Origin of the sequence: Paraburkholderia ultramafica (genome assembly GCF_902859915.1) — a bacterium.
GTDB classification, from domain to species: Bacteria; Pseudomonadota; Gammaproteobacteria; order Burkholderiales; family Burkholderiaceae; genus Paraburkholderia; species Paraburkholderia ultramafica.
The window spans coordinates 153,158-172,082 of sequence record NZ_CADIKK010000014.1 but is presented as its reverse complement, the minus strand read 5'-3'; the positions used below and the strand labels follow the sequence as shown (position 1 = coordinate 172,082).

The following is an 18,925-nucleotide window of genomic DNA, read 5'->3' as shown; positions in this document are numbered from 1 at the left end:
AAGGCAGCTTTTTTCAGACGCGGGGAAAGGCACTTGCCCGATATCCCGTCCAACAATGGCAAAGCCCCTGCCGGTCATAGACCGACAGGGGCTTCTCAAAGACTTTAAACTCAATCCGATGCGCGCCACACGCGCATCCCGCCCACCAGCGTTATTCCGGCGCCGCCATCGGCCACGCGCCCGACAACACCTTCTCCAGCCAGAACGTGCCGATGATCGTCTTCACGTCGGTGATCTTGCCGGTGCGCACCCACTCGGACATCTCCGCCACGGTCGCGGTGAAGAGTTCGAGGAACTCGCCGTCGTCGAGATTGCGCTCACCCGCCGTCAGACCGCGCGCGATATAAATATCGATGAACTCGGTGGAGTAGGAAATGATCGGGTGGATCTGCGTCAGGTAAACGTACTCACGCGCCGTATAGCCGGTTTCCTCCCGCAGCTCGCGTACCGCGCAGGACAACGCGTCCTCGTTCGGATCGAGCTTGCCGGCCGGATACTCGACCATGACCTTGCCCATCGGATAGCGATACTGGCTTTCCAGCAGCACGCGGCCGTCATCGAATAAAGGAATCACCATCACGGCGCCCGGATGCTGAACGTATTCGCGGGTCGCGTGCTTGCCGTCCGGCAGGCGGACGGTGTCGCACTTGAGCGTCAGAAACGGGCCTTGATGGACCGTCTTGCTGTCGACACAGGTTTCGGCAAGTGCGGCGGCGTGATCGGGAAGTTCAGCCATATGCGGACCTCGGAACAGCTTGGTGCGCGACGGCGAGACGCCGTCAGCGACGTTTGACGAGATACTGGAAGGTAAAGCCGGGGAATGCGAACACGACGAACAACGCGAACGTGATTGCATAGAACTGCCAGCCCTGGTCGAAGCGGTTCCCTGCTCGCGCTTCAAGCAGAAAACCGAGCGCGCCGACCACGAAGTACAGCACGATCAATTCGGCGATGCGGATCCACGCGCTCTTCTTCGCCGCTTTCAACGGCACGGCGGCGAAGAGGCGCTGATTCAGGAACGGCAGGTTGGCGCCGACCAGCGCCAACAACACGATAAACCAACCCGCAGCCGACATCAGAGCAGCAGCGTGTGCTGGATAGCCTGCAGGCAGGCACGCAACAGCGGATCCGGAACGACACCGAGCACCAGCACGGCAACACCGTTGAACGCGAGCAAAGCACGCGTGCCGGTATCGGCCACGATCTGCGACTTGTCTTGCGGCTCGTCGAAGTACATCAGCTTGACGATACGCAGGTAATAGAACGCGCCGAACAGCGACGTGATCACCGCCAGCACCGTGAGCCAGGTCAAACCGGCGTTCATGGTCGCCTGCAGCACCGCGAGCTTCGCGTAGAAGCCGACTGCGGGTGGAATGCCGGCAAGCGAGAACATCATGATCATCATCACGAACGCGAACACCGGGCTGCGTTGATTCAGGCCCTTGAAGTCTTCGAGCGTGTCCGCTTCGAAATCGCGGCGCGCCAGCAGCATGATGATGCCGAAGGTGCCCAGCGTCGTGATCAGATAGACGATGCTGTAGAACATCGCCGAGCCGTACGCGTTGGCGGCGCCCGTGGTCTTCTGGTCGACCACGCCGGCCAGCAGGCCGAGCAGCACGAAGCCCATGTTCGAGATCGCCGAATACGCGAGCATACGCTTGACGTTGCGCTGCACGATACCGGTGATGTTGCCGACGATCAGCGACAACGCCGCCAGGATCACCAGCATCTGCTGCCATTCGACCGCGAGCGGCAGCAGGCCCATCACCAGGAAGCGCAGGCCCCACGCGAATGCCGCCACCTTCGGACCGCCGCCGACGATCAGCGTCATGGCCGTCGGCGCGCCCTGATACACGTCAGGCACCCACATGTGGAACGGCACCGCACCCATCTTGAACGCCACGCCAGCCACGATGAAGATCACGCCGAACAGCAGCACGCTCGGATCGTAGTGGCTCGAGCCGATCGCCTTGAACACTTCGTTCAGGTCGAGCGAGCCGGTCGCGCCGTACAGCATCGAGATGCCGTACAGCAGGAAGCCGGAAGCCAGCGCGCCGAGCACGTAGTACTTCATCGCGGCTTCGTTCGACTGTGCCTCGTCGCGACGCAAAGCGATCACGGCGTACAGCGACAGCGACATCAATTCCAGACCGAGATACAGCGTCAGGAAGTTGTTGCCGGAGATCATCACGAGCTGACCGAGCAACGAGAACATGCCCAGCAGGAAGAAGTCGCCGCGGAACAAACCGCGGTCTTCGAGGTAACGGCGCGCATAGACGATCGACACGGCGTAGCCGAGCGACACCACCGCCTTCATCAGGTTGGCGAACGGATCCACCACGTACATGTGGCCGAAGAAGTAGTGCACTTGCGGGTCGAACGCGTTCATCGCAAACCAGATGCCGGCAACCAGCGTCGAGAAGAATGCGATGAAATACGTGGTGCGGCGACCGTCCTGGCCGACGAACGTGTCGTTGAGCCACGCGATCACAACGGCGAACATCACCAGTGCGTCGGGCAACAGAGCAGTCATAGGGGCGTTTTGCATGGTCTTTAATTCCTCCGCTCGGCGTTACTGAGGCAACGGCAGCTTCGATTGCGCAACGTGGGAGAGGAGGTTTTCCACGGATACGTGCATCACATCGGTAAAGGGCTTCGGATACAGGCCCATGAAAAGCGTCAGTGCGGCGAGCACTGCCAGCATGAAAAACTCGCGACGGTTGATGTCGAGCAGGCTCTTCACGTGATCGTTGACGACTGCGCCGAAGTACACGCGCTTGTACATCCACAGCGTGTAGGCCGCGCCCAGAATCAGCGTGACTGCCGCACCGCCGGCGATCCAGAAGTTGTACTGGACGGCCGCCAGAATCACCATGAACTCGCCGACGAAACCCGAGGTGCCCGGCAAGCCGCAATTGGCCATCGCGAACAGCATCACGAACGCCGCGAACTTCGGCATTACGTTGACGACACCGCCGTAATCGGCGATCTGACGCGAGTGCATACGGTCGTACAGCACGCCGATGGTCAGGAACATCGCGCCCGACACGAAACCGTGCGAGATCATCTGGACGATCGCACCTTCCGCGCCGAGCTGACTGAAGATGAAGAAGCCAAGCGTGACGAAACCCATGTGCGCGATCGACGAATACGCGACCAGCTTCTTCATGTCGGCCTGCACCATCGCGACCAGACCGATGTAGATCACCGCGATCAGCGACAGCGCGATGACGACCGGCGCCAGAAAGTGGCTCGCGTCCGGCGTGATCGGCAGCGAGAAGCGCAGGAAACCGTACGCGCCCAGCTTCAGCATGATCGCGGCCAGCACGACCGAGCCGCCGGTCGGCGCTTCCACGTGAGCGTCAGGCAACCACGTGTGCACCGGCCACATCGGCACCTTCACGGCGAAGGCCAGGAAGAACGCTATGAATAGCAGCACCTGAGGCGTCATCGCGATCTGCGCGTGCTGCCACGTGGCGAGATCGAACGTGCCGGTCTCGATGTACAGATAGATCAACGCGACCAGCATCAGCAGCGAGCCCGCCAGCGTATAGAGGAAGAACTTGAAAGCCGCGTACACGCGGTTCGCCCCGCCCCACACGCCGATGATGATGTACATCGGGATCAGGGTCGCTTCGAAGAACACGTAGAACAGCATGCCGTCGGCCGCGCTGAACACGCCGACCATGATGCCCGACAGGATCAGGAACGCGGCGAGGTACTGCGCGACGTTCTTCGTAATCACTTCCCACGCGGAGATCACGACGATCACCGTGATCAATGCGGTCAGCACGACGAACCACATCGAGATGCCGTCGACACCGAGGTGGTACGTAATGTGGAAGCGCTCGATCCAGCTCGCCTGTTCGACGAACTGCAGATCGGCCGTGCCCGGATCAAAACTGGTGATCAGCGGAATCGTCACGAGGAAGCTGACGACCGAGCCGATCAACGCAAGCCAGCGCGCGGGAGCCGGGTTCCGGTCGGAACCGATAGCCAGGACCAGGAGACCGACGAGGATCGGTAACCAGATCGCAATACTGAGAATCGGATAAGCGTGCATTAGTGTCCCTCGCCTTATTTGCCGCCGAGCGTTACAAACAGGGTCAGGAGCCCCAACATGCCGATAATCATGGCAAACGCGTAGTGGTAGATGTAGCCGGATTGGAGGAAGCGGATCACGCCGGCAAACCAGCCGATAAAGCGTGCGCTGCCGTTGACGATGCCGTCGATCACGACGACGTCGCCTTCCTTCCAGAGACCACGGCCAATTGCCACGGCGCCCCGCGCAAACACGACTTCGTTGATCTTGTCCATGTAGTACTTGTTATCGAGCAACGTGTAGATCGGGCCGACTGCGCGCCTGATGACAGCCGGCAGATCCGGACGAACCAGGTACAGGAACCACGCGACCACCACGCCCGCGAGCGCAAGCCAGACCGGCAGACCCGACACCGAGTGCAGACCCATCGACGCCCAGCCCTGGAACTCTTCGGCCATCTCGTGCAGCGCCGGATGGTTCTCGCTGATGTAGATCACCTTGTCGAACGCCACGCCGTGCTGGAAGAAGTCGCCGAACAGCATCGGACCGACTCCGATCGCGCCGATCACCACCGACGGGATTGCCAGCAGCACCAGCGGCACCCACACCACCCACGGCGTTTCATGCGGCTCGTGAGCGTGGTCGTCGTGATGGGCATGAGCGTGATGCCCATGCGACGCGGCTTCCGCACCCATCGGCGATTCCGGATGCTTCGGCTCGCGGAAACGCTCCTTGCCATGGAACACCATGAAGTACATACGGAACGAGTACAGCGCGGTAACGAAGACGCTCGCCACCACCGCGAAGTACGCGAAACCCGCACCCGGCAGATGCGACAGCTTCACTGCGTCGATGATCGAGTCTTTCGAGTAGAAGCCCGAGAAGAACGGCGTGCCGATCAGCGCCAGCGAGCCGACCAGCGACGTGATCCACGTGATCGGCATGTACTTGCGCAGGCCGCCCATGTTGCGCATGTCCTGATCGTGGTGCATGCCGATGATCACCGAACCCGCGCCGAGGAACAGCAGCGCCTTGAAGAACGCGTGGGTCATCAAGTGGAACACGGCGACGGAGTAAGCCGACGCGCCGAGCGCGACCGTCATGTAACCGAGCTGCGACAGCGTGGAATAAGCCACCACGCGCTTGATGTCGTTCTGGACGATCCCGAGGAAGCCCATGAACAGCGCGGTAATCGCGCCGATGACCATGACGAACGACAGCGCCTTATCCGACAGTTCGAACAGCGGCGACATGCGCGTGACCATGAAGATACCGGCCGTCACCATGGTTGCCGCGTGAATCAGCGCGGAAATCGGCGTCGGGCCTTCCATCGAATCCGGCAGCCAGACGTGCAGCGGGAACTGCGCCGACTTACCCATCGCGCCGATGAACAGGCAGATGCAGGCCACCGTCAGCAGACCCCAGTCGGTACCCGGGAAGGTCAATGCCGCGAGTTCGGTGCGCTTCGCGAACACGTCGCCGTAGTTCATCGAACCGGCGAACGCGAACAGCAGGCCGATACCCAGCAGGAAGCCGAAGTCGCCGATGCGGTTCAGGATGAACGCCTTCATGTTCGCGTAGATCGCGCTCGGCCGCGTGAAGTAGAAGCCGATCAGCAGATACGACACCAGGCCCACCGCTTCCCAGCCGAAGAACAGCTGCAGGAAGTTGTTGCTCATCACGAGCATCAACATCGAGAACGTGAACAGCGAGATGTACGAGAAGAAGCGCTGGTAGCCATCGTCGTCGGCCATGTAGCCGATCGTGTAGATGTGCACCATCAGCGACACGAAGGTCACCACGCACATCATCATCGCCGTCAGCGAGTCGACCAGGAAACCGACTTCGAACTGCGTCTTGCCGATCGACATCCATTGATAAACGGCCGCATTGAAGCTTGCGCCGTCCATCACCTGGAAGAAGACGATGGCCGAGAGGATGAACGAGATCGCGACGCCGAGGATCGTGACCGAGTGCGCACCGGCTCGCCCTACCGCTTTCCCGAACAGTCCGGCAACCAGGCAACCGGCGAGCGGTGCCAACGGGATGGCCAACAGCAGGTTTTCATTGAGTATCGTGGACATAACCGCTTTTCCTGAAATTAACCTTTGAGCTGATCGAGATCCTCGACATTGATCGTGTCGAGACTACGGAACAGGGTCACCAGAATTGCGAGGCCGATCGCCGCTTCCGCCGCTGCAACCGTCAGCACGAAGAAGACGAAGACCTGGCCATGCACGTCGCCGAGGTAATGCGAGAACGCGACGAAATTGGTGTTCACCGCGAGCAGCATCAGTTCGATCGCCATCAGGATGATGATGACGTTGCGGCGGTTCAGGAAAATGCCGACGACGCTGATCGCAAACAGGATTGCGCCGAGGACAAGGTAATGGGCAAGGGTCAACATGATTTCTATCTCCTGTCCGCTCAGCTGTTTTTAGCAGAGGCCTGCTCGGCCGCTGCCGCCGCTGCGGCGGCTTCTTCTGCCGCGACGGTTGCCGCGGTTTTTTCCGACGCCATCTTCACGACGCGCACACGGTCCTGGGCACGCACCTTGACCTGCTCGCTGACGTTCTGGCGCTTGCTGTCTTTCTTGTGGCTCGTGGTCAGCGCGATCGCCGCGATGATCGCCACCAGCAGCACGAGGCCGGCAATTTCGAACGCGAAGATGTAGTCGGTGTAGATGACCTTGCCGATCAGGCGGGTGTTCGACCAGTCGCCCATGCCGTTCGCGGCCGCCGTGGTGTCGCGCAGCGCCGTGCCGGTCGCGCCGTAACCGTGCCACAGGATCAGCGCGGTTTCGATCACGATGATCGCGCCCACTACCGTGGCCATCGGCACGAAGCGTTTGAAGTCCTTGCGCAGCACGTCGAGATTGATGTCCAGCATCATCACGACGAACAGGAACAGCACCATCACCGCGCCGACATAGACCAGCACCAGCAGGATTGCGAGGAACTCGGCCTCCAGCAGCATCCAGATGGCGGCTGCGTTGAAGAACGCCAGCACCAGAAACAGTGCGCACGCCACCGGGTTGCGCGAGGTGATCACCTTCAGGCCTGAGACAACCAGGAGCAGCGCGAAGATGTAGAACAGTACGGTCGTGAATTCCATGATTACCGGTTCATCGTTAGGCCATCGTCAGGCATTGTTCTTTGGCACGTGCATCTGGCGCATCGCCAGAACAGCCACACAGGTGCGCCGTGCCGCGGCGTTCAGGCCGCGGCGCTCGGCCCGACAACAGGCCGTGTTACTGCTGCACTACTGCTGAATTTACTGCCGCATTTACCGCATTAACCGAAAAGCGCGTCAACGATACGGTGCGTCGGCTGCCTTGTTCGCAGCGATCTCCGCTTCGTAGCGATCGCCGACGGCCAGCAGCATGTCTTTCGTGAAGTACAGGTCGCCGCGCTTCTCGCCGTGATACTCGAGAATGTGCGTCTCGACGATCGAATCGACCGGGCAACTTTCTTCGCAGAAACCGCAGAAGATGCACTTGGTCAGGTCGATGTCGTAGCGCGTCGTGCGACGGGTGTTGTCCGCACGCGTTTCCGATTCGATCGTGATGGCGAGCGCCGGGCACACCGCTTCGCACAGCTTGCAGGCGATGCAGCGCTCTTCGCCGTTCTCATAGCGGCGCAGCGCATGCAGGCCGCGGAACCGCGGCGAGATCGGGGTCTTCTCTTCCGGGAACTGCACCGTCACCTTGCGCTGGAACGCATAACGTCCGGTCAGCGCGAGGCCCTTGAGCAGTTCCGTCAGGAAGAAGGTCTTGAAGAAGTTTTGGATTGCGGTCATGGGTTCATCCGCCCTTTAATTCCAGATATTCAACGGCGACATGATCCAGAAGCCGACCACCACCAGCCACACCACGCAGACCGGAATGAAGATCTTCCAGCCCAGACGCATGATCTGGTCATAGCGGTAGCGCGGGAATGTGGCGCGCGCCCAGATGAACACTGACAACAGGAAGAAAACCTTGGCGACGAGCCATACGATGCCCGGGATGAACGACAGGAAGCCGAACGGTGCGCTCCAGCCGCCAAGGAACAGTGTCGCAGCCAATGCCGAGATCACGATCATGTTGATGTACTCGGCGAGGAAGAACAGCGCGAACGCCATCCCCGAGTAATCGATCATGTGGCCCGCGACGATTTCCGACTCGCCCTCCACCACGTCGAACGGGTGGCGGTTCGTTTCGGCGATGCCCGAGATGAAGTAGACGACGAACATCGGCAGGAGCGGCAGCCAGTTCCACGACAGGAAGTTCAGGCCGTGCGACGCGAAGAAGCCATGCTCCTGCGAATTGACGATGCCCGACAGGTTCAGCGTGCCGGCCGTCATCAGCACGACGACGAGCGCGAAGCCCATCGAGATTTCGTACGAGACCATCTGCGCAGCGGCGCGCATTGCGCCGAGGAACGCGTACTTCGAGTTCGACGCCCAACCGGCCAGAATCACGCCGTACACGCCGATCGACGAAATCGCCATCGCGTACAGCAGACCCGCGTTGATGTCGCCGAGCACCGCGCCCGCCTGGAACGGAATCACCGCCCACACCGCGAAGGCCGGCACCACCACCATGATCGGCGCGATCAGGTAGATCCAGCGGCTCGCCTGGGCCGGCTGAATCACTTCTTTCAGCAACAGCTTCAGCACGTCGGCGATCGGCTGCAAGAGACCTGCCGGGCCGACGCGGTTCGGGCCGAGACGCACGTGCATCCAGCCGATCAGCTTACGCTCCCACAGAATCAGGTAAGCCACGCACAGCAGGATCACGACGGCTACCACCAGGATGCGCACCAGCGCCCACACCGTGGGCCATGCGACACCGAGAAGCTGGGTGCCGCCCGAGTTGATCGTATCGAACAAGCTCATTTACGCCTTCTCCACCAGCAGTTCACCGAACAGGCTGCCCAGCGCCGCACCGGCAGGCGTAGCCGCCGATACGCGGACGACCGTCTCCGCAAGATTTGCGTCGCGCACGGCCGGCAACTGCACCGATTGCTCGCCCTGGCGCACGCGCACCGCGTCGCCTTCCTTCAAACCCAGTTTGTCGAACAGCGCGGCCGGCAGACCGACCGAGTTCGCCGCGCGTGCCGCTGCGGTGAGGTGCAGCGAATCCGCGCGACGCACCAGCGCGTCGGCGTGATAGATCGGCACGTTGGCGATGCGCTCGAACTTGCCCTCCGCCGCCTTCGGCGCGTTGCCGCGTGCGACCGCGACGCCCGTCTGGTTCGACAGACGCGAGTTCAGTTCGCCGTCGCCAAGAGCGGCCGTGCGCACTTCTTCAGCCGTGTCGAATTCGAAGCCCGGCGCGCCCAGCAGGCTGCCCAGCACACGCAACACCTTCCACGCCGGACGCGTGTCGCCCAGCGGACGCACGACGCCGTTGAACGTCTGTACCGTACCTTCAGCATTGACGAACGTACCGGCCGTTTCCGTGAACGGCGCGATCGGCAGCAGCACGTCGGCGTATTCGGCGCCGATCTGGAACGGCGACATCACCACCACCATCTCAGCCTGCTTCAGCGCGGCCAAAGCCTGCGCCGGATTGGCCGTGTCGAATTCCGGCTCGACGTTCAGCAACACGTAACCCTTGCGCGGTTGCTCGAACACTTCGCGGGCATTCAGACCGCCCGCGCCCGGCAACGCGTTCACCAGATGCGCGCCGACCGTGTTGGCCGTTTCCGTGAGGAAGCCCAGCGTCGCGCCGGTCGCGTCCGCAATCCACTGCGCGGCGGCATGAATCACCGCGAAGTCCGGATGACGGACAGCGGCATTGCCAAGCAGCACGAGGCGCCGTTCGCCGGTGGAGAGCGACTTCGCGACCTGTTTGTTGGCGTCCGTAGGCTGCGCGCCGGCGAACGCTTCCGGCAGCGCAACTGCGTTGGCTTCCGCGATCGCGCCGGCGATACCGGCCAGCGCGTCGAGCCATGCCGACGGCGCCGCGACCACGCGTTGCGCTTGCGGAATCAGTGCGTCGTCGCCGGTGGCCTGCACGAGCGTGAGCTTCGCGCCGCCCTTCGCCGCTTGACGCAGACGCGCTGCGAACAGCGGATGATCGCGACGCAGATCCGAACCGATCACCAGTGCGGCGTCGACGTTCGACAGATCGGCGATAGCCGTACCGAGCCACGGCGCACCGTTGACGGGCGCGGAAAAATCCGCCTGACGCAGACGGAAGTCGACGTTAGGCGTGCCGACCGCCTGCGCGAACTGCTTCAGCAGGAACAGCTCTTCGACCGTGCTGTGGGCGCTGCCGAGAGCGGCCAGCGCGTTCGCGCCGTGGTCGCCCTTGATGCCCTTCAGACCCTTGACCACGTAGTCGAGCGCGGTCTGCCAGTCGGTTTCGACCCACTTGCCGCCTTGCTTGAGCATCGGCTGCGTGAGACGCTCGGGGCTGTTCAGGCCTTCGTACGAGAAGCGGTCCTTGTCCGAGATCCAGCATTCGTTGATGGATTCGTTTTCGAACGGCAGAACCCGCATCACGCGATTGTTCTTTACTTGCACCACGAGGTTCGCGCCGACCGAATCGTGCGGGCTCACCGACTTGCGGCGCGACAGTTCCCACGTGCGCGCGCTGTAACGGAACGGCTTGCTGGTCAGCGCGCCCACCGGGCACAGGTCGATCATGTTGCCCGAAAGTTCGGAGTCGACCGTCTTGCCGACGAACGACGTGATTTCCGAATGCTCGCCGCGGCCCAGCATGCCGAGTTCCATCACGCCGGCCACTTCCTGGCCGAAACGCACGCAACGCGTGCAGTGAATGCAGCGCGACATCTCTTCCATCGAGATCAGCGGGCCGACGTTCTTGTGGAACACCACGCGCTTTTCTTCGCTATAGCGCGACGCCGACTTGCCGTAGCCCACGGCCAGATCCTGCAACTGGCATTCGCCGCCCTGGTCGCAGATCGGGCAATCCAGCGGGTGGTTGATCAGCAGGAATTCCATCACGGCTTGCTGGCCCTTCACAGCCTTGTCCGACTTGGTGCGCACGATCATGCCCGCCGACACCGGCGTCGCACATGCGGGCACGGCCTTCGGCATCTTTTCGACATCGACCAGACACATCCGGCAGTTAGCCGCAATCGACAGCTTCTTGTGATAGCAGAAGTGAGGAATGTACGTGTCGACCTTATGCGCAGCCTGGATCACCATGCTGCCTTCAGGCACCTCTACTTTCTTGCCGTCTATTTCAAGTTCAACCATGATGGTCAATCTTCCTTAACCTGTTACCGCTCAATCGTTCGCCTGTTCATCGCCCGTTTCAGGCGATGAATCCCGCGGTTGACGTATTCGTCTGGTGGTTATCCAGTCAGCCAGCTCATCTCAGCCGGCCAACTCAAGCAGCCACTGTTTCCGACGCCGCTGCCGCGCCGGCATAACCGCCGGTGAGGCAATGCTTGTGGGCGACGTGATACTCGAATTCGTCCCAGTAGTGCTTGAGCATGCCGCGAACCGGCATGGCCGCGGCATCGCCGAGCGCGCAAATCGTGCGGCCCATGATGTTTTCCGCGACCGAGTTCAGCAGATCCAGATCTTCCGGACGGCCGAGCCCATGCTCGATACGATGTACGACGCGGTACAGCCAGCCCGTGCCTTCGCGGCAAGGCGTGCATTGACCACACGACTCTTCGTAATAGAAATACGACAGACGCAACAGCGAGCGCACCATGCAGCGCGTCTCGTCCATCACGATGACCGCGCCCGAACCGAGCATCGAGCCAGCCTTGGCGATCGAGTCGTAGTCCAGGTCGGTCTGCATCATCATCTCGCCCGGGATCACCGGCGCCGACGAACCGCCAGGAATCACGGCCTTGATCTTCTTGCCGCCGCGGATGCCGCCGGCGAGTTCCATCAGCGTGGCGAACGGCGTGCCAAGCGGAATTTCATAATTGCCCGGACGCTCGACGTCGCCTGAGACCGAGAAAATCTTCGTGCCGCCGTTGTTCGGCTTGCCGATCTCGAGGTAATTCTGCGGACCGATTGCGAGCAGGAACGGCACCGCCGCGAACGTCTCGGTGTTGTTGATCGTGGTCGGCTTGCCGTACACGCCAAAGCTCGCCGGGAACGGCGGCTTGAAGCGCGGCTGGCCTTTCTTGCCTTCCAGCGATTCGAGCAGCGCGGTTTCTTCACCGCAGATGTAGGCGCCGTAACCGTGGTGCGCATGCAGTTCGAACGAGAAGCCCGAACCCATGATGTTCTCGCCGAGGAACCCGGCGCGGCGAGCTTCGTCCAACGCCTGTTCAAAGCGTTTGTAGACTTCCCAGATTTCGCCGTGAATATAGTTGTAGCCGACCGTGATACCCATCGCGTACGCGCCGATGGCCATGCCTTCGATCAGCGAGTGCGGATTGAAGCGCAGGATGTCGCGGTCTTTGAACGTGCCCGGTTCGCCTTCGTCCGAATTGCAGACGAGGTACTTCTGCCCCGGGAACTGACGCGGCATGAAGCTCCACTTCAGACCGGTCGGGAAGCCTGCGCCGCCACGGCCGCGCAGACCCGACGCCTTGACGTCGGCGATCACCTGCTCGGGCGGGATCTTCTCTTCCAGAATGCGGCGCAGCTGGGCGTAACCGCCGCGCGCCACATAGTCTTCGAGATGCCAGTTGTCGCCGTTCAGGCCGGCGAGAATCAGCGGTTTGATGTGACGATCGTGTAAAGACGTCATTTCGAAAGTTCCTCGAGCAGCTGGTCGATCTTCGCGCGGCTCATGAAGCTACACATGCGATGGTTGTTCACCAGCATCACCGGCGCGTCGCCGCATGAACCCATGCACTCACCTTCTTTCAAGGTGAACTTGCCGTCGGGCGTGGTTTCGCCGAAGTCGACGCCGAGCTTCTGCTTCAGGTATTCAGCGGCGCTGTCGGAACCGCCGTCCGGGCCGAGCTGGCACGGCAGGTTCGTGCAAAGCGTGATCTTGTGCTTGCCGACCGGCGCGGTCTCGTACATCGTGTAGAAGGTAGCCACCTCCTGCACGGCGACTGCCGGCATGCCGAGATAGTCCGCGACGAACTGCATGAGTTCGGGCGACAGCCAGCCATGCTCTTCCTGAGCAGTGGCCAACGCCGACATCACGGCGGACTGTTTCTGATCGGCGGGATACTTCGCGATCGCACGATCGATTTCTTTCAGGCCTTCAGCTGAGATCATTTTCAGACACGACTCTTTCAATTCCTACCGAACGAAAACCCGTCGCTCACATCATGCTGCGACAGACCCGGCGTTCCTTTGCTTGACGCGTGCCCCGATGCAATCTGAAGACACGCGCCGATGAATACGTCCTAGCGATCCACTTCGCCGAACACGATGTCCTGCGTGCCGATGATCGTCACGGCGTCGGCGATCATGTGACCGCGCGCCATTTCGTCGAGCGCGGACAGGTGCGCATAGCCTGGTGCGCGGATCTTCAGGCGATACGGCTTGTTGGCGCCGTCCGAGATCAGGTAGATGCCGAACTCGCCCTTCGGATGTTCGACCGCGGCGTATGCCTCACCTTCGGGAACGTGGAAGCCTTCCGTGAACAGCTTGAAGTGGTGAATCAGATCTTCCATGTTCGACTTCATGCCGACGCGCGACGGCGGCGCAACCTTGTGATTGTCGGTCATCACAGGGCCTGAATTCTTGCGCAGCCACTCAATGCACTGTTTCACGATCCGCGTGGATTGGCGCATTTCTTCGACGCGAACCAGATAGCGGTCGTAGCAGTCGCCGTTCACGCCGACCGGAATATCGAAATCGATCTTGTCGTAGACTTCGTACGGCTGCTTCTTGCGCAGATCCCACTCGATGCCCGAGCCGCGCAGCATCGCACCGGTCATGCCGAGTTGCAGCGCACGTTCGGGGCTGACCACGCCGATCCCGACCAGACGCTGCTTCCAGATCCGGTTGTCGGTGAGCAGCGTTTCGTACTCGTCGACGTGCTTCGGGAAACGCGTGAAGAAGTCGTCGATGAAGTCCAGCAGCGAACCTTGACGGTTCTCGTTCATCTTCGACAATGCCTTGGCATTGCGAATCTTCGAAGCCTTGTATTGCGGCATCGCGTCCGGCAGATCGCGATAGACGCCGCCCGGACGATAGTAGGCCGCGTGCATCCGTGCGCCGGACACCGCTTCGTACACGTCCATCAGGTCTTCGCGTTCGCGGAACGCATACAGAAACACCGCCATTGCGCCGACGTCGAGCGCGTGCGCGCCGATCCACATCAGGTGGTTCAGCACGCGTGTGATTTCGTCGAACATCACGCGGATGTATTGAGCGCGCACCGGCACGTCGATGCCGAGCAGCTTCTCGATTGCCATCACGTAGCCGTGCTCGTTGACCATCATCGACACGTAGTCGAGACGGTCCATGTATGGCACGGACTGGATGAACGTTTTGGTTTCGGCGAGCTTTTCAGTCGCGCGATGCAGCAGACCGATGTGCGGATCGGCGCGCTGGATGACCTCGCCGTCGAGCTCGAGCACGAGGCGCAGCACACCGTGCGCTGCCGGATGCTGAGGGCCGAAGTTGAGCGTGTAGTTCTTGATCTCTGCCATGGCGTTCTCTTAGTGTTTCAGACCGCCATAGCGATCCTCGCGGATCACGCGCGGCGTGATTTCCCGCGGCTCGATCGTCACAGGCTGATAGACGACGCGCTTCTCTTCCGGGTCGTAACGCATTTCGACGTAGCCGGAGACAGGGAAATCTTTACGGAACGGGTGACCAATGAAGCCGTAGTCGGTCAGGATGCGGCGCAGGTCCGGGTGACCTTCGAAGACGATGCCGTACAGGTCGAATGCTTCGCGCTCGTACCAGTTGACCGAATTCCAGATTTCGACGACGGACGGCAGGATCGGCACTTCGTCGTCCGGAGCGAACACGCGCAGACGCAGACGCCAGTTGTTCTGCAGCGACAACAAATGCAGAACGGCCGCGAAACGCGGACCGTCGTAAGCGCCATCGGCGTATGTTTGATAGTCGACGCCGCACAGATCCACGCACTGCTCGAAACCGAGCGAGCGGTCGTCACGCAGACGCGTTGCCACGTTGAGGTAGTCGCCTGCCTTCACGACGATCGTCAACTCACCGATTGCCTCGGTAGTGCTCGACAGGAGGCCGCCAAAGGCCGCCTCGAGGTTCGCTTTCAGGGTCTCGAGTTTGCTTGCCATATTGTGGGGAGGCGTTGGCCTTATTGACGGGCGATGGTGTTGGTGCGGCGAATCTTGGCCTGCAACTGGATCACGCCGTACACCAGCGCTTCCGCGGTAGGCGGGCAACCCGGCACATAGACGTCGACCGGCACGATCCGGTCGCAGCCGCGCACTACCGAATACGAGTAGTGGTAATAGCCGCCGCCGTTTGCGCACGAGCCCATCGAAATCACCCAGCGCGGCTCGGCCATCTGGTCATAGACCTTGCGCAGAGCGGGCGCCATCTTGTTGCACAGCGTGCCGGCGACGATCATCACGTCCGACTGACGCGGACTCGGACGAAACACCACGCCGAAGCGGTCGAGGTCATAACGGGCGGCGCCCGCATGCATCATCTCGACTGCGCAGCACGCAAGACCGAACGTCATCGGCCACAACGAGCCGGTGCGCGTCCAGTTGATCAGTTTGTCTGCCGTGGTGGTGACAAACCCTTCCTTCAAGACCCCTTCGATACTCATTTGCTTTCCACTCCAGACGGGGCGGCAAGCCTTGGCCACCCACGCAAACCGGCGATTAATCCATCATTCCCAGTCGAGGCCGCCTTTCTTCCAGATATAGGCAAAACCCAGCAGGAATTCGAGCAGGAAAATCATCATCGCGATGAAGCCGGTCCAGCCGACGTCGCGCAGGGCCACGCCCCACGGAAACAGGAACGCGGTTTCAAGATCGAAAATGATGAAGAGAATGGCGACGAGGTAGTAGCGCACGTCGAACTTCATGCGCGCATCTTCGAATGCTTCGAAGCCGCACTCGTACGGTGCGTTTTTCTCGGTATCGGGCTTATTGGGACCAAGAATCTTGCCGATACTGACCAGCGCTACGCCTAAACCGGTGCCTACAATGAGGAACAACAAGACGGGGAAATAGGCTGCGAGGTTCAAGACTATCCTCAATCGGTTGGTTCTGAGTGCCGTCAGGAGCATAGCACTCCTGACGCGAAATCACTTCCGAAACGCACAAGCCGCAAGCCCAACGCAAGCCATGCCCTGAAAGTGCAAATGCCAGCCGAAGCGAAGCAAGCGGCTGGCATATAGATAACATTTTGGTGCCGACGGCGAGACTCGAACTCGCACAGCTTTCGCCACTACCCCCTCAAGATAGCGTGTCTACCAATTTCACCACGTCGGCACGGCATGCAATCCGGGAAAACAACTTATAAAACCCGCGAATCGCTTCAAGACTAAGATTGTAACCGGTCTAAACAGATTGTTCAACGCACAAAAGTCAGTTTGAACGAAAATTTATTTCGGCACACCCGTAGTCGGGACGGACGCAGGCGATGCCGGCAGCGCAGCCGAGCCAGCAACCGGAGCGGATGCAGCGGGAGCGGCGGAAGCGGTAGCCGGGGCAGTCACCGCCGTGCCCAGCAAGCCTGCGGAAGGCTTCGACCGATACGCGCCAAGGTAAGTGAGTGCCAGCGTCGTGACAAAAAACACTGCGGCGAGCACTGCCGTTGTACGTGACAAAAAGTTTGCCGAGCCGGTCGCGCCGAACAGGCTGCCCGATGCGCCGCTACCAAAAGCAGCGCCCATATCGGCGCCTTTGCCGTGTTGCAGCAAGACAAGGCCGATGACCCCGAGAGCCGACAACAGCTGAACGACGATAATCAATGTTTTGAAATACAGCATCACACTCACCTGAGTCTTTATTTAACCGCGCCACACACAGTGTGTTTCGCGGGATGGGGCCATCCTCGCCGAGGCGCCCTGCCTAACCGGCGACGCTCGTTGCGGCCGCTGCCTTGCAGATCGCCAGGAAATCCTGGTCCTTCAACGACGCGCCGCCAATCAGGCCGCCGTCGATATCCGGTTGACGGAACAATTCTTCCGCGTTTTCCGGCTTCACGCTGCCGCCGTACAACAGCGGCACATCCGCCACCGCCGCGCCCTTTGCCGCCAGACGCGCACGCAGGAACGCGTGGACTGCCTGCGCCTGCTCCGAACTCGCGCTCTTGCCGGTGCCGATTGCCCAGACCGGCTCGTACGCGACAACCAGGCGCGCCGCCTCTTGCACGGACAGCTTCGCCAGCACTTCATCCAGTTGCGTGCCGACCACCTGCTCGGTCGCACCGGCTTCGCGCTCTTCGAGCGTTTCACCCACGCAGACGATCGGCGTCAAGCCCGCTTCCAGCGCGCGCTGCGTTTTCACTGCAACCAGTTCAGCGCTTTCGCGATGATAGGCACGGCGCTCCGAGTGCCCGACGATCGCGAGCGTGGCGCCAAAATCCCTCACCATCGGCGCAGCCACTTCGCCGGTGTAGGCGCCATGCGTGAATGCGGATACGTCCTGCACGCCCCACACGACCCGAGTGCCTTCCAGCAACGATTGGGTCTGCGCGAGATAAGGACTCGGCACGCACACGCCGACGCGTACGTCGGCCGGCAGTTCGTCCGCGCCTTGCGCCACCGCCTGCAACAGCGTGGCATTCGCAGCGAGACGCCCGTGCATCTTCCAGTTACCGACTACCAGTTTGGCTCGTTGTTTCGACATCGTCTCGTGTTGGCTTGGCGGGCGGACTTTGTTTGCGCTTACAGTCCGCCTTTCGGATTCATTCGGCGTGCGCAAAACGTGCAATTTTACTGCGTGGGGTGGATCGGGTCAAACCGACCGTGTCAAACCGACCGTGTCAAGCGTCCTGACCCCAAGCCAGTACGATCTTGCCGACATGCGTGCTGCTTTCCATCAACGCATGCGCGTCGGCGGCCTGCGCGGCCGGGAACACGCGGTGCACGACGGGCTTGATGCGGCCGGCTTCGAGATGCGGCCACACATGCTGTTTCAGTTGCGCGGCGATCTTCGCCTTGAATTCGATCGGCCGCGGACGCAACGTCGAACCGGTCACGGTCAAGCGGCGGCGCAGCACTTCGTTCAGATTCAGCTCCGCTTTCGCGCCGCCCAGCAAGGCGATCAGCACAATGCGGCCGCCCTCGGCCAAGGCCGTGAGTTCGCGCGGCACGTAGCTGCCCGCCACCATGTCGAGGACCACGTCGACGCCACGGTCGTTGGTCAGCGACTTGATCACTTCGACGAAATCTTCCGTCTTGTAGTTGATCGCCCGCTCGGCGCCCAGCGCCTCGCACGCGCGGCACTTTTCATCCGACCCGGCGGTGGCGAACACGCGAAAACCGAGCGCGTGCGCAATCTGGATCGCCGTCACGCCGATGCCGCTCGAGCCGCCCTGCACCAGCAGCGTTTCGTTCGGCGCGCCTTCGCCCTTGCCGAGCTGCGCGCGGTCGAACACATTGCTCCACACCGTGAAGAAGGTTTCGGGCAACGACGCCGCTTCGATATCCGACAGACCCGCCGGCACCGGCAAACATTGCAGCAGCGGCGCGGTCGCGTATTCCGCGTAGCCGCCGCCGGCCAGCAACGCGCACACGCGATCGCCCATTTTCAGACCGAACGGGTTGTTCTTCTCGTCGAGCGTGCCGCCGACGATCTCGCCCGCCACCTCCAGCCCCGGCAGATCCGACGCGCCCGGCGGCGGCGCATAGCCGCCCTTGCGCTGGAACACGTCCGGACGGTTGATGCCGGAGGCCGCCACCTTGATCAGCACCTCGCCCGCTTTCGGCGGCGGCGTCGGCCGCTCCGCCAGCTTGAGGACGTCCGGCGCACCGAATTCGGTGATTTCGATCGCTTTCATCTGCGTCAACTCCAAGATTGGATTGCGTTGCCTACCCGTTGCTCA

The 18,925-nt window shown here is 61.4% G+C and carries 19 protein-coding genes and 1 tRNA gene; all 20 read right to left on the bottom strand.

Annotation, left to right across the window (positions count from 1 at the left end; genetic code table 11):
* Positions 1-151 precede the first annotated feature (151 nt).
* Positions 152-736 (bottom strand): NUDIX domain-containing protein, encoded by a 585-nt coding sequence (locus tag HV744_RS16855; RefSeq protein ID WP_175150606.1) that lies wholly within the window; start codon positions 734-736, stop codon positions 152-154.
* Between the two features lie 43 nt (positions 737-779).
* The gene (locus HV744_RS16850; RefSeq protein ID WP_027776670.1) at positions 780-1,076 is read right to left on the bottom strand and encodes a DUF2818 family protein; all 297 of its coding nucleotides are present in this window, start codon (positions 1,074-1,076) and stop codon (positions 780-782) included.
* Positions 1,076-2,548: an NADH-quinone oxidoreductase subunit NuoN gene (gene nuoN, locus HV744_RS16845; RefSeq protein WP_175150605.1), complete on the bottom strand. Its 1,473-nt coding sequence runs from the start codon at positions 2,546-2,548 to the stop codon at positions 1,076-1,078. The genes HV744_RS16850 and nuoN overlap by 1 nt, the downstream gene beginning before the upstream one ends.
* A 24-nt stretch (positions 2,549-2,572) precedes the next feature.
* Positions 2,573-4,063, bottom strand: a complete 1,491-nt coding sequence (locus HV744_RS16840) for an NADH-quinone oxidoreductase subunit M (protein WP_175150604.1) — start codon at positions 4,061-4,063, stop codon at positions 2,573-2,575.
* Positions 4,064-4,077: 14 nt separating this feature from the next.
* Complete coding sequence (nuoL, locus tag HV744_RS16835; protein WP_175150603.1) at positions 4,078-6,126, bottom strand: NADH-quinone oxidoreductase subunit L; 2,049 nt, start codon at positions 6,124-6,126, stop codon at positions 4,078-4,080.
* Between the two features lie 17 nt (positions 6,127-6,143).
* Entirely contained in the window at positions 6,144-6,449 is a 306-nt protein-coding gene (gene nuoK, locus HV744_RS16830) for an NADH-quinone oxidoreductase subunit NuoK (protein ID WP_175150602.1), read from the bottom strand.
* A gap of 20 nt (positions 6,450-6,469) precedes the next feature.
* A complete protein-coding gene (locus HV744_RS16825) occupies positions 6,470-7,156 on the bottom strand; it encodes an NADH-quinone oxidoreductase subunit J (RefSeq protein WP_175150601.1) in 687 nt (228 codons plus the stop codon).
* Between the two features lie 195 nt (positions 7,157-7,351).
* Positions 7,352-7,840: an NADH-quinone oxidoreductase subunit NuoI gene (gene nuoI, locus HV744_RS16820; RefSeq protein WP_175150600.1), complete on the bottom strand. Its 489-nt coding sequence runs from the start codon at positions 7,838-7,840 to the stop codon at positions 7,352-7,354.
* 15 nt (positions 7,841-7,855) lie between these two features.
* Entirely contained in the window at positions 7,856-8,920 is a 1,065-nt protein-coding gene (nuoH, locus tag HV744_RS16815) for an NADH-quinone oxidoreductase subunit NuoH (protein WP_175150599.1), read from the bottom strand.
* Positions 8,921-11,254, bottom strand: coding sequence for an NADH-quinone oxidoreductase subunit NuoG (gene nuoG / locus HV744_RS16810; protein WP_175150598.1), 2,334 nt, complete (start codon positions 11,252-11,254; stop codon positions 8,921-8,923). It lies immediately after the preceding gene.
* A 133-nt stretch (positions 11,255-11,387) separates the two neighbouring features.
* Positions 11,388-12,716 carry an NADH-quinone oxidoreductase subunit NuoF gene (gene nuoF / locus HV744_RS16805; protein WP_175150597.1) on the bottom strand — a complete coding sequence of 443 codons (1,329 nt, stop codon included), beginning with the start codon at positions 12,714-12,716 and terminating at the stop codon, positions 11,388-11,390.
* Positions 12,713-13,198 carry an NADH-quinone oxidoreductase subunit NuoE gene (gene nuoE, locus HV744_RS16800; RefSeq protein WP_175150596.1) on the bottom strand — a complete coding sequence of 162 codons (486 nt, stop codon included), beginning with the start codon at positions 13,196-13,198 and terminating at the stop codon, positions 12,713-12,715. The genes nuoF and nuoE overlap by 4 nt, the downstream gene beginning before the upstream one ends.
* Positions 13,199-13,329: 131 nt before the next feature.
* On the bottom strand, positions 13,330-14,583 hold the full coding sequence (locus HV744_RS16795) for an NADH-quinone oxidoreductase subunit D (RefSeq protein ID WP_175150595.1): 1,254 nt from the start codon (positions 14,581-14,583) through the stop codon (positions 13,330-13,332).
* Between the two features lie 9 nt (positions 14,584-14,592).
* Positions 14,593-15,195: an NADH-quinone oxidoreductase subunit C gene (locus HV744_RS16790; protein ID WP_175150594.1), complete on the bottom strand. Its 603-nt coding sequence runs from the start codon at positions 15,193-15,195 to the stop codon at positions 14,593-14,595.
* 20 nt (positions 15,196-15,215) lie between these two features.
* Positions 15,216-15,695: a NuoB/complex I 20 kDa subunit family protein gene (locus HV744_RS16785; protein WP_006052903.1), complete on the bottom strand. Its 480-nt coding sequence runs from the start codon at positions 15,693-15,695 to the stop codon at positions 15,216-15,218.
* A gap of 63 nt (positions 15,696-15,758) precedes the next feature.
* Positions 15,759-16,118 carry an NADH-quinone oxidoreductase subunit A gene (locus HV744_RS16780; protein WP_175150638.1) on the bottom strand — a complete coding sequence of 120 codons (360 nt, stop codon included), beginning with the start codon at positions 16,116-16,118 and terminating at the stop codon, positions 15,759-15,761.
* Between the two features lie 162 nt (positions 16,119-16,280).
* Positions 16,281-16,365, bottom strand: a tRNA-Leu gene (locus HV744_RS16775).
* Between the two features lie 113 nt (positions 16,366-16,478).
* Positions 16,479-16,865 (bottom strand): preprotein translocase subunit SecG, encoded by a 387-nt coding sequence (secG, locus tag HV744_RS16770; RefSeq protein ID WP_175150593.1) that lies wholly within the window; start codon positions 16,863-16,865, stop codon positions 16,479-16,481.
* An 82-nt stretch (positions 16,866-16,947) separates the two neighbouring features.
* On the bottom strand, positions 16,948-17,727 hold the full coding sequence (tpiA, locus tag HV744_RS16765; RefSeq protein ID WP_175150592.1) for a triose-phosphate isomerase: 780 nt from the start codon (positions 17,725-17,727) through the stop codon (positions 16,948-16,950).
* Positions 17,728-17,863: 136 nt separating this feature from the next.
* Positions 17,864-18,880, bottom strand: a complete 1,017-nt coding sequence (locus tag HV744_RS16760; RefSeq protein ID WP_175150591.1) for an NAD(P)H-quinone oxidoreductase — start codon at positions 18,878-18,880, stop codon at positions 17,864-17,866.
* Positions 18,881-18,925 lie beyond the last annotated feature (45 nt).